Source organism: Haloferax sp. Atlit-4N, assembly GCF_003383025.1.
In the GTDB taxonomy this organism is placed as follows: domain Archaea; phylum Halobacteriota; class Halobacteria; order Halobacteriales; family Haloferacaceae; genus Haloferax; species Haloferax gibbonsii.
In genome coordinates this window covers 1-9943 of record NZ_PSYY01000014.1, presented here as the reverse complement: position 1 = coordinate 9943, position 9943 = coordinate 1, and the positions used below count along the sequence as shown (strand labels likewise).

Annotated in this window: 11 protein-coding genes and 1 pseudogene; 11 read left to right on the top strand and 1 reads right to left on the bottom strand. The window is 58.8% G+C overall.

The features are described 5' to 3' along the window. Positions 1-71 precede the first annotated feature (71 nt). From C5C07_RS19970 to C5C07_RS19955, 4 genes are all read left to right on the top strand, one after another. A complete protein-coding gene (locus C5C07_RS19970) occupies positions 72-425 on the top strand; it encodes a hypothetical protein (protein WP_115805988.1) in 354 nt (117 codons plus the stop codon). Positions 426-740: 315 nt separating this feature from the next. Beyond that, the gene (locus C5C07_RS19965; RefSeq protein WP_199514475.1) at positions 741-1223 is read left to right on the top strand and encodes a nucleotidyltransferase family protein; all 483 of its coding nucleotides are present in this window, start codon (positions 741-743) and stop codon (positions 1221-1223) included. Beyond that, positions 1220-1690 (top strand): DUF86 domain-containing protein, encoded by a 471-nt coding sequence (locus C5C07_RS19960; protein ID WP_115805987.1) that lies wholly within the window; start codon positions 1220-1222, stop codon positions 1688-1690. Before C5C07_RS19965 ends, C5C07_RS19960 begins: the two co-directional genes overlap by 4 nt. A 322-nt stretch (positions 1691-2012) precedes the next feature. Beyond that, positions 2013-2243 (top strand): hypothetical protein, encoded by a 231-nt coding sequence (locus C5C07_RS19955; RefSeq protein ID WP_115805986.1) that lies wholly within the window; start codon positions 2013-2015, stop codon positions 2241-2243. A 141-nt stretch (positions 2244-2384) separates the two neighbouring features. On the opposite strand, the gene C5C07_RS19950 is transcribed toward C5C07_RS19955, so the two are convergent. After that, positions 2385-3182, bottom strand: coding sequence for a DUF4386 domain-containing protein (locus C5C07_RS19950; RefSeq protein ID WP_115805985.1), 798 nt, complete (start codon positions 3180-3182; stop codon positions 2385-2387). A gap of 242 nt (positions 3183-3424) precedes the next feature. Between C5C07_RS19950 and C5C07_RS19945 the strand changes: the two genes are divergently transcribed. The 7 genes and pseudogenes from C5C07_RS19945 (at position 3425) to C5C07_RS19915 (ending at position 9593) form a co-directional block, all read left to right on the top strand. After that, positions 3425-4003 carry a cupin domain-containing protein gene (locus C5C07_RS19945; RefSeq protein ID WP_158546606.1) on the top strand — a complete coding sequence of 193 codons (579 nt, stop codon included), beginning with the start codon at positions 3425-3427 and terminating at the stop codon, positions 4001-4003. A gap of 161 nt (positions 4004-4164) precedes the next feature. Beyond that, positions 4165-4899 carry a DUF4386 family protein gene (locus tag C5C07_RS19940; RefSeq protein WP_115805983.1) on the top strand — a complete coding sequence of 245 codons (735 nt, stop codon included), beginning with the start codon at positions 4165-4167 and terminating at the stop codon, positions 4897-4899. 142 nt (positions 4900-5041) lie between these two features. Then, a complete protein-coding gene (locus tag C5C07_RS19935) occupies positions 5042-6058 on the top strand; it encodes an NAD(P)-dependent alcohol dehydrogenase (RefSeq protein ID WP_233510481.1) in 1017 nt (338 codons plus the stop codon). A gap of 358 nt (positions 6059-6416) precedes the next feature. Continuing rightward, a complete protein-coding gene (locus C5C07_RS19930) occupies positions 6417-6587 on the top strand; it encodes a hypothetical protein (protein ID WP_233510480.1) in 171 nt (56 codons plus the stop codon). Then, the gene (locus C5C07_RS19925; protein WP_115805982.1) at positions 6587-7186 is read left to right on the top strand and encodes a hypothetical protein; all 600 of its coding nucleotides are present in this window, start codon (positions 6587-6589) and stop codon (positions 7184-7186) included. Before C5C07_RS19930 ends, C5C07_RS19925 begins: the two co-directional genes overlap by 1 nt. A 154-nt stretch (positions 7187-7340) precedes the next feature. Continuing rightward, positions 7341-7754, top strand: a pseudogene (locus C5C07_RS19920) (hypothetical protein); the annotation flags it as partial. An 813-nt stretch (positions 7755-8567) separates the two neighbouring features. Then, positions 8568-9593: a nitrogen regulation protein NR(II) gene (locus tag C5C07_RS19915; RefSeq protein ID WP_049904857.1), complete on the top strand. Its 1026-nt coding sequence runs from the start codon at positions 8568-8570 to the stop codon at positions 9591-9593. The last annotated feature ends 350 nt before the right edge of the window (positions 9594-9943 follow it).

The following is a 9943-nucleotide window of genomic DNA, read 5'->3' as shown; positions in this document are numbered from 1 at the left end:
CTGTCGACCGGGATTGGACATGCCGTGGGCCCACCCACACGGTTTAGGCGCCTGCCACTCGAGTTTGACGTATGGAATGTCCGGACTGTGGTGAGCCGTACGTCTCTCGAGAGGTTGGCCCCGGGCGGCCGCCATCGACGCCCCTTGCCAACGCAATTCTCGATACCGAACAGGGCGAGGAAGTCGTTCTCCACCGGCAGTGTTGGACGTGTGGATGGAGCGAGGACCGCCACATCGAGGTGGCCGCAATCGAGACGGAGCACGGCGACCCAGAAATCGTCGACCGTCAGCAACGACTCAGCGAACTCGTGGGGCTGCTTGAGGGAACTGAGGATACTGAGACACTCGAATCGGTCCTCCAGTACGTCCGTCAGCAACAGTCTGAGGGTGATTCGGTACCACCGTCACTAGAGGAGGACCCGTGACGGAGACTGACGCGCCCGATCCAGTCAACGAGGCGACAGGGGACTCAGCCCACCCACCATTCAAGGACGTTTGAATTCATCATACACCCGTTCAACACGTTGAACATCGTCTGTATCAGGGGTAGCGGATTCACCCCGCGCTAACGCCAGGGAATTCTCCTCGAAGTTCCGTCAGACAGCTCCCACTTGGTAGCGTTTTTCGCCCCCAGCAGGGGTGAGGGAGACTACAAAATGTCCAGACACAACACCGACAACTCCTGTCCAACCACCGGAGTGACTGAGGCTTTATATGACACAGGCACGTGGGTCATGATAATGAGAACCGTTGAGTCAGCAGACATCGACGATTCCCTTCCGCTCGAAACACTTCGAGCGATTCTACAGGAGCATTCGGTGCAGTGTGCACTCCTCTTCGGTTCCTACGCCACGGAAACAACACATCCAACGAGTGATATCGATATCGCAGTGGAACTTGAGACGGTCGACCGTGAGGACCCCGCGTACAACGATGCGTTTTTCGGCCTTAGTGCGGATTTAAGCGACGCACTCGGAACGGACGACGTAGACCTCGTGGACATCCACACACTCTCACCACGCGTTGCTACGTCAGTCTTCGAAGAGGGAGTTCTGCTTGTCGGCGATGTGGCCCATGCCGAGGACCTCCAGCGGCGAGTGACTGACACATCATCGACCGACAAATCTCCACGTGAGCGCTTCGACAGTGCACTCGCAAAGATTGATGACCATCTCGGTGGTTCTGCCGTCACAGCAACCGATGGGCATGACGATGAGCGATGACTGACGACGTGTTCCCAGCAGACCGCCTCAATCGTATTCTCGTTGCTGTTGAGACAATTGAGGAGAGTCTTGGGACACTCGCTCGCAAGCAACAGCTCACTCGAGAGGAGTACAAACACGACCCGGATACGCAAGATATCGTCGAACGTCGGTTCGTGAAAATGACAGAAGCAGCGATCGATATTGGTGAAGAACTCGTCAAACACGAGCGTGGACAGCCACCACGAAGCAATCCCGAATCGATGCGAGCCCTCGGAGAAAGCGGTATCCTCTCACCAGCAACTGCTGGCCAGATGGCGCAGGGGGCCCGCTTTCGGAACGTCCTTGCGCATACGTACGGACGAATTATCGACCACGACGTGGTCTACAACGCATTGCAAGACCTCGAACGGTACCGAACGTTCGTCGTCGAGATACGCGAATACCTCGATTCGATCGGTGCGCTCGACGTCGACGAGCAGACGTAGTTTATGGAGTCGTCAGCCCAGTTTGAGGGGAGACCAACCTGATTTCGGGACCTAATGAGTCTTTCAGATACAGAATGGTGTCCAGTACTGATTCCTCGGCGACGGTCGATGAAGAAGTTCGCCGATTATACGAGCGGTATCAGGCGGCCGACAGCGACGCCGAACGTCATGTGATCGCCCTTGAGATGGGGACACTTGATGGACGCCGCCACGCAGAGATCTACGCCGCACTCGAAGACGAGTAGTTCGTCATGTTGCTGGATCTGCCTGTTGCTACCGACGGTGTAGCCAGTATACGCCAACGATTAGGTGGAGGATCACTATGCTGAACTCACAGGAGTTTGAGGACGATCAACGTCGGAACACGGAGCAACGGCGTGCGATGATCAAGCGCTGGGCCGAGTACGTTCGGGCGCACGACGATAGAGAGTGGTCACGCCAGCAGAATCGGCTCATCGACTCCCAGCTCCAGTCGGCAAACGACATGGCCGCTGCTGGCGATACAGATCCAGTTCGGTTTGCAGCCGCTCGCGATCGGCTGCGCGACCGATGAACGGCGGAGACCCGCTTCCGAAGGCGATCGCAACGACGTACTATACTGCCAACCTCACCCATGACCAGCTTACAGACCCGTTGGTGCCATGTCCACCATGCGGCTCCGCCTTCTCAAAGCGGACCTTGAAGACGACTGGTCTCAGCTCATCACGGACGCCGACTCCTCGTCCACACCGTCTTCGGCCGAACTAATTCGGCGGCCGTAGACGAGCAGCCAGAGGATTAGCAACACCTCACCCACGAACGTGAACACAGCGAGTTCGAAGGTGTAGCCAGCGAACAGCACCCGTCCGAAACTATCCACCACGTAGCCGATGCCAGCGAGAGCGAGGAGCATCCCTAACACCTTCGGTACGTAGCCTGAGGGGTACGACTGGACAACCGCAGACTTGTACAGCAGATACCCGACCAACACCAGATGGAGGCCGACCAGAATCAGTGCGCCGTCCCAGATGTTGTAGAACGCCTCGATGCTCAGCAGTGCTTGCGTGGACTGTTGCTCCATGGTGAACCCAGTCCCGGTCGCACCCAGAATCTGCGGGACACTCATGAGCTGACTGATCGCGACGACGAAGATGCCAGCGAAGACGGCTCTGAGCCACCCAGAGAGGAGTGCGATGCCAGCGTGTACCGGCTTGAACACTGTGTACAACGCCCACGCGACGGTTAAATCGAGTATGGCGACCGCGAAGAGGCTCGCGATGCCGAGTCGGAACGTGCCTTCGGCACCCAGAATAGCGGTCGCCGTTCCAGTCGCATCCCCCGGTGTGACGAGCCCGTCTAACACGACGAAATTAGCGAACACAGCGAGGGGAGTCATCAGCAGGAGGGCGAGTCCAGCGATCACGCTCGCTCGCCCGACGGACGTCTCGGTTGTGGACGGTCGCTGATACTCGACGCTCCGCTCCTGATCTGGGGTAACAGCTGCTCCAGCCATTCGTCTTTAGAGGTGTCGAACCAGCATAACGGTGCTCTAGAGCGTCCGTAATTATCCGTTACCCGAAACGAACCCACGTCACGAGCGGTGTGGACAGCTCACCACGAACGGCGGCGGTGGTGCGATACACCCCGGCCGGACGCTGCCGTACCGAACAGATGAGAGCGGGGGACACCCCTCGGGCTCAGGTATCGGCCGGAGCCGGCGGAATGCTTAGGATAATCTGCGTCGTACCAACGCGGATGGATTCACGATCGGACGAGCATCTGCTGACGGGATCGGGGCGCTCCACGAGAACCGGCCCGGATGGCTACCCGAACACGATCGAAGACCCGTCGACAGGGGCGTCCATCACGTTCATCGAACGCAGTGTCGACGAACAGGGAGAGTACTTGCTGATGGACGGCGTTCTCCCGCCGGGAACCGACAGCGGGCCCACCCGACTCCACCCACAGTCGGAGGTACGCTCGGAGGTCATAACGGGCCGGGCCGAGATGACGGTTCGTGGTGAACGCCACACCCTGCTCGCCGGTGAAGCGCTGACCATCGCCCCCGGAGCGGCCCACAGCATCCGAAACGACGGTGCCGAAAACCTCGTTGTTCGGACGACGCTCCGCCCACCCGGGGAGTTCGAGGCCGCGATTCGTGCGCTCTACGAGGCCGGCGCAGGGGGGCAACCGGATCTGTTCGCGGTGGCGGCAGTTCTTTCTCACTACCGAGCGGACGTGCGTCTCGCAGGACTCCCATGGGTGATTCAGCGACCGCTTCTGCGTGTGTTCGCTGGCCTCGCGACGATGCTCGGTCGGAGTCCACTCTCGTAGGCCCCCGCCCGATCACGGGCCATCGCTGGTGGCGCGTGCGCTCACCCACGGTTGACGACGACGGGTACCTCCGCACTACCTCGGGACGTCTGGCTGGTGGGGAGGGTCGTACTCGACACGGCTATCTCCTCTGGCGGTAATGTCACTGTGGCAGATAACGTATGGGAGCAACGACCGGTCAAGCAGTAGAGGGAATCGAGCAGTCGCCCACGGCGGGCCGCTGGAACTATCTGACGGTCGGCGGCCTCGCCGCGCTGATTGAGGCGGCCATCTACGTGGTCGGTATCGCCTACTTCCTCGTCGTCCTCGACTTCGCGAGCGTCACCGGGGCGCTCGAACAGGTCGAGTTGTTCGCCGCGAACGAGACGAGTCTGTCCGCGATGTACCTGCTCATCTACGTGATGTTCGGTACCGTACTGGTGGCACTCGTTCTGGCGCTCCACGAGCGCCTCGCGGCCGGGGCTCCGATGTTGATGCGAGCGACGACCGCGTTCGGACTCATCTGGGCCGGCCTCGTCATCGCCAGCGGGATGATCGCCACGCTCGCGACGGGCGTCGTCGTCGACCTCTACAGTGCTGACCCGACGCAGGCGACGACGGTCTGGTTGGCACTCAGTCCGGTCATCGATGGGCTGGGCGGCGGCAACGAGATTGTCGGCGGCCTCTGGACGCTACTCGTGAGCGTAGTCGCGCTTCGAACCCGAGCACTCCACAGGCTGGTGAATTACTTCGGGCTCGTGGTCGGGAGTGCAGGCATCCTCTCGGCGATTCCAGTGCTGGGCGAGATCGGCGGTGGCGTCTTCGGCCTGACCCAGATCGTCTGGTTCGTCGCGCTCGGCGTCCTCCTGTTACGCGCAGGTCGCCGGGAGGCGTCCGCGTACCTCCGTGAGGAGTGACTCGACCGACGGCGGTGTGAGACACACACGGACGGGGTGTCGCATACACGTTCCGTGTCCCGGGGGTCTCTACCGATAGAAATCCGGCTGTTCGGCTGGTGTACTCTCACTTTACGCTGTCTGACGTCGTACGTACTCCGCGATGACATCCAGTGTCGAAGAACAGTCAGTGAAGAGTCGCACGCAGATGCGGGCCGTCGTGGCCAAGACGTACGGGTCGGCGGATGTCCTCCGCGTCGAGGAGGTTGCAACGCCGATACCCGATGACGATGAGGTGCTCGTTCGGATTCATGCCACGGTCGTCGGCCCGCCAGACTCGGCCACTCGGGAAGGGCGTCCGTTCCTCATTCGGTTCTTCAGCGGTCTTAGACGGCCCACGGCGGTACCGGGTGACGTGTTCGCTGGCGAGGTCGTGGCAGTCGGTCGGAGCGTCGTGCAGTTCGCTCCCGGCGACGACGTATTCGGAACCGCCGCTCCTGGGAGCGGCGCACATGCTGAGTATCTGTGTCTCCCCGCAGACGGGGCTATCGCGGTCATGCCGTCGGAGCTCACCTACAGAGAGGCCGCGGCCGTCTGTGACGGTGGGCTGACAGCGATGGCGTTCTTGGAAGACCACGCGCACCTGCAGGCGGACGAGTCCATCTTGGTCAACGGGGCGTCCGGCTCCGTTGGGACGGCTGCTGTGCAGATCGCGAGCGCGGTCGGCGCGACGGTCACCGGCGTGTGCAGTACCGCGAACGTCGACCTGGTGCGGTCGCTCGGCGCCGAGACGGTCATCGACTACACGACCACCGATTTCGCGGCGACCGGCACGACGTACGACGTCATCCTCGATGCCGTGGGCAAGCGACCGTACTCGACGTGCAAGGACTCGCTCGCCCCCGGTGGGCGCTACCTCACGACCGTCCTCTCGGTGCAAATCCTGCTGCAGATGCTGTCGACTCGGCTCGTCGGTGACAGGCGAGCGAGCTTCGCAGCCACCGGGCTGGGGTCTGCAGAGACGAAGCGCGAACACCTCCATACACTCCGCGACCTCGTCGAATCGGGGGTGTTCCGCCCGGTAATCGACCGAGTGTACGCACTGGACGACATCGCCGACGCGCACCGGTACGTCGATACCGGGCACAAGGTGGGGAGCGTACTCGTCACGGTGGAGTAAACCACTCCCTGTAGGCGCTCGTGGCGGACTAAACGACGGTCGAGGCCTGAGAACGGTGTCCCATCCCTCTGCGTAGGAAGAACACGAGGTAGAGAACGACGGGACGCTACGTCCACCCATTGTATCGGGCAAACTGTCCCTGACTGCAGCTCGGTAGAGCCCGGAGATATTGCCCGAGGGAGGTGCGGTCACGGCACTACCGCAGAGCGAGAGAGACGCGTTTAACAACTACTCGGCGCGGTCTGTGATGACTACTAACTGAGCGTCGGTCGTGGAGCTGGGGTGACTGTCCTCGCTGTGCGACAGCTCCAACTTCTCTTGCTGAATAGAGGGCGCAAGTCGGTCGGACGTGTCAACAATGATTCTTGAGACCCTTATGCTTCAGCACACCCTCTTCGCCGTACAGATGAGCAACACGAAACGTGACTCTCACGGCTACACTCCGATGGACTGCGATGCCGACAGCGAGGCAGACGAGGTGTACCAGCGGTGTCCTATCCGAAGGTACACGACACAGCGTGGTATCTGATGAGTGAAGAGAGCAAGTGGGAGTTGTACGAAGAACTTCCCCACCTAGAGCAGCGACGCCCACTCTGGGAGACGCTGGATAATGAGCTTGCTCCTGAACGCGTGTTGTATCCCGGCTCCTACGTCGATATCTCGCCGAGTTACATCTTTCGAGATGTCATCTACGTTGACATGGATCAACGCTGTCCCGCGTTCTTCGCGGACGGAGCGGTGCAACAGCGTGTGCCATATTCGTTTCAGTTCATCCACGGCGACTACCGCGAACCACTAGCGGTAGCCCCTGTGGATCTGCTGCTCTCGCAGTATGCAGGTCCGATTTCGAACTACTGCAAACGGTATGTGCGGTTGGGTGGCTATCTGTTGGTGAATAACAGCCATGCAGACGCAGGTGTGGCGGCTCTGGATCCAGACTGGGAACTTGTGGGTGTGGTTCGTGGCTCACGTCTCAGCCGAGATGTCGAGGGGTATTTCGAACCCAAGCCCGGTCGCGTCACGGATCGAGCGGACATGATCGAGTCCATGAAACCGATCGGATACACCAAGGCAGCGTCCAACTATCTGTTTCGACTCGAATCGACAGGCAACGCCCACAACGAATGAAAATTGGTTGCTGACTGCATCCTCTATATTTAGCACTCGACATCTGTCCGGTTCTGAGGGTTCCAACAAATCCCCTTTAGTCCGATCTGCTTCGTGGCCGCTGCTGTTTTTCAGGGACCAGAATGGGTGAGCCCCGCCGTAGGCTCGTGATTCGATGACCTCAGACGACGGTCCATTCCACGACTGCGAGTTGGATCCCGAGGCGATCCTCGGGACACACACGTTCGAAGACGTCCTGTTCACTGACGACACAGAAACCTCGGTGAACGTCCTCACCGGCGAGACACCAACACATTCGCAAGCAACCGTCGAGGAAGCGACGGAGTTCGCTGCGAGTATCGACACGGAGACGCCCCAGATCGCGCTACTGGCGTCTGTCGAGACACAGATTGAGGCGCAGAGCAAACCCTACACGTCGGCTGCATTCTTCCACTTCAAGCCGACTGGCTCGCTCAAACGCCATCGTGCCTATCACACCGCCTACGACTCAGACGCGTACACCGTCGACTTCGAGGCCGACTACGAATCGGGTGACTTGACCATTACAGTCGAACGAGCGGGCGAATCCCGAGAATTGACCGCCATGATGTGTGCTGGTAGAAGCATCGACGTACGTCGACGTGTTGGGGTAAACTTTCGACTGCGGAGAGTAACGAGCCGCGAGGCTCGCTTAACCAACAAAGTCGATGTTGATGGCCTTCGTTGTTGGTTAACTCGAGTCGAGTTATGATGTTTTCGTACCACCAATGCCCCACAGGGTTTCCTGCTAACGTCGTCGACACGCTTGACGACTACTCGTTAATCTCCCTCAACACGTCGAAACGCACGTAACAGCAGTCACGAACCCCCGTGAGTGAGCGCTACGACCTGCAAAAATAAAGCACACACCGAGACTAACGAAGGTCCAGCAGACCGTCCGGATGATGTCCCGTCGAAATCAATGCTTACGGTGAACGAGATCAACGACAACCGCTACTACTCGCAATGACGGCATGGTGGCCTCCCCCGATGAAAATATATGGCCCCAGTTGAGTCCGAGATCGTCTTTGACCAGGCCAGAAGACCGAAACCGAGGTGCTTTACTGGAAATTGTGGTGTGTACTGGTAATACGAGTCTCAATCAAAATCTCCTATCGAGATCTCAGGGATAGCCCTGACAGATAAATCACATACACTCGTGAACGACCAGACTCGTGCTGAGTGCCTCTCACCCACCAGCAGTGGCGTGTCTCAGGGTGCCCGGTCTGATACACGTCAGAAGGTTCTCTCTTCCCCTTTCACTCCGGAGTCGGATCGTAATCAACCCTCAACTGAGACATAGTCTGTCTCGCAGCAACATCCTGAAGAACCCATAACTACTGACTAGTAGTAGTGATCTTATATGAAGGACGCTCAGCCACCACCAATTTCCGCTGATGATTTCTACCAGACACTTGTCGAAAATGCAGCCGAAGGGATGTTGACGATCGACTCGGACAGCAACATCGTGTATGCCAATCCAGCCGTTGAAGACATCCTCGGCTATGCACCCGCTGAGTTAATTGGGAGTTCAAAGATGAAAATCATCCCAGAGCGCTTAGAACCAGTCCACGTGGCTGCATTAGCCTCGTATGTGGCGACAGGAGAGCGCAATATCGACTGGGATGGTATCGAGCTCCCGGCGTTGCACAAGGACGGACACGAAGTTCCGACGCTTATCAGCCTTCGTGAACACGAACACAATGGTGAACAGTATTTTACTGGCATCATTCGGGATGTCACCGAGCAGCGACAGCGAGAGTCCCAACTTCAAGAGCAGAAGGACCGGCTGAATGAGTTCGCCGACATCTTAACACATGATATTCGGAACCCACTCTCGATCGCGTACGGATACACTGAGATTGCCCATGAACAGCACGAGAGTCCTGAATTGGAGCGGGTCTTAGCATCACTCACTCGAATCGATGATCTCGTCAGCGACATTCTTGCCCTCTCAAAAAGAGGCGAAGTCGTTGGTGAGACCGAATCGGTTGATATCCGTGAGTGTCTCCATGCGTCGTGGAGTAGCGTTGAGACACAGCAAGCGACGCTCCAACTAGACGATGATCTCGGAGTGATCGCCGCGGATAAGAGTCGTTTTCAGGAACTACTAGAGAACTTGTTCCGCAATGCCGTTGAACATGCTGGTGCTGGGGCGACTGTGACTGTTGGAAGCCTCCTTGACGATACGGGACTCTATATCGAAGATGATGGCCCCGGAATCGCTGAGCCGATTCGGTCAGAGATATTTACCCATGGATATTCGACAACTGCTGACGGAACTGGCTATGGGCTCTCGATCGTCTCTCAAATTGTCGAGGGCCATGGTTGGGATATTGCCGTTACAACGGGTTCTGAAGGTGGCGCACGATTTGAGATCACGTGGTGAGAGTTGGACGACGTCTGCTGAGTTAGTTTTTCGAGAGCATCTCTGATGGCCTCGTACTGCTGCGATGTTCGAAGCAAGCGTGAGATACTCCGTTGTTTGTGTTTCATTTGGGATGGAGACGAGGCCCACGTCCTCAACGATCTGGATAGCAAGCTAGCGAGTAGAAACTAGCAATCTCACGTGTTTGGGAGGTGAGTCGTGTCGGTACGTTTGGGGGGGCGACTGCTCGGGTTGTGCGCGCTCCGGCGGGCAGGCCGTTCCTGCCGGGCCCGGGCGTTTCGCGCTTCCGTTGCGTCTCCGACGGACGGGGCACGGTCGCGGGGCCGGGTCGGGCCGCGTGCAGCCACCCG

Coding starts and splice junctions, on each gene's coding strand:
- C5C07_RS19970 (WP_115805988.1), top strand. CDS start 72: ATGGAATGTCCGGACTGTGGTGAGCCGTACGTCTCTCGAGAGGTTGGC.
- C5C07_RS19965 (WP_199514475.1), top strand. CDS start 741: ATGAGAACCGTTGAGTCAGCAGACATCGACGATTCCCTTCCGCTCGAA.
- C5C07_RS19960 (WP_115805987.1), top strand. CDS start 1,220: ATGACTGACGACGTGTTCCCAGCAGACCGCCTCAATCGTATTCTCGTT.
- C5C07_RS19955 (WP_115805986.1), top strand. CDS start 2,013: ATGCTGAACTCACAGGAGTTTGAGGACGATCAACGTCGGAACACGGAG.
- C5C07_RS19950 (WP_115805985.1), bottom strand. CDS start 3,182: ATGGCTGGAGCAGCTGTTACCCCAGATCAGGAGCGGAGCGTCGAGTAT.
- C5C07_RS19945 (WP_158546606.1), top strand. CDS start 3,425: ATGGATTCACGATCGGACGAGCATCTGCTGACGGGATCGGGGCGCTCC.
- C5C07_RS19940 (WP_115805983.1), top strand. CDS start 4,165: ATGGGAGCAACGACCGGTCAAGCAGTAGAGGGAATCGAGCAGTCGCCC.
- C5C07_RS19935 (WP_233510481.1), top strand. CDS start 5,042: ATGACATCCAGTGTCGAAGAACAGTCAGTGAAGAGTCGCACGCAGATG.
- C5C07_RS19930 (WP_233510480.1), top strand. CDS start 6,417: ATGATTCTTGAGACCCTTATGCTTCAGCACACCCTCTTCGCCGTACAG.
- C5C07_RS19925 (WP_115805982.1), top strand. CDS start 6,587: ATGAGTGAAGAGAGCAAGTGGGAGTTGTACGAAGAACTTCCCCACCTA.
- C5C07_RS19915 (WP_049904857.1), top strand. CDS start 8,568: ATGAAGGACGCTCAGCCACCACCAATTTCCGCTGATGATTTCTACCAG.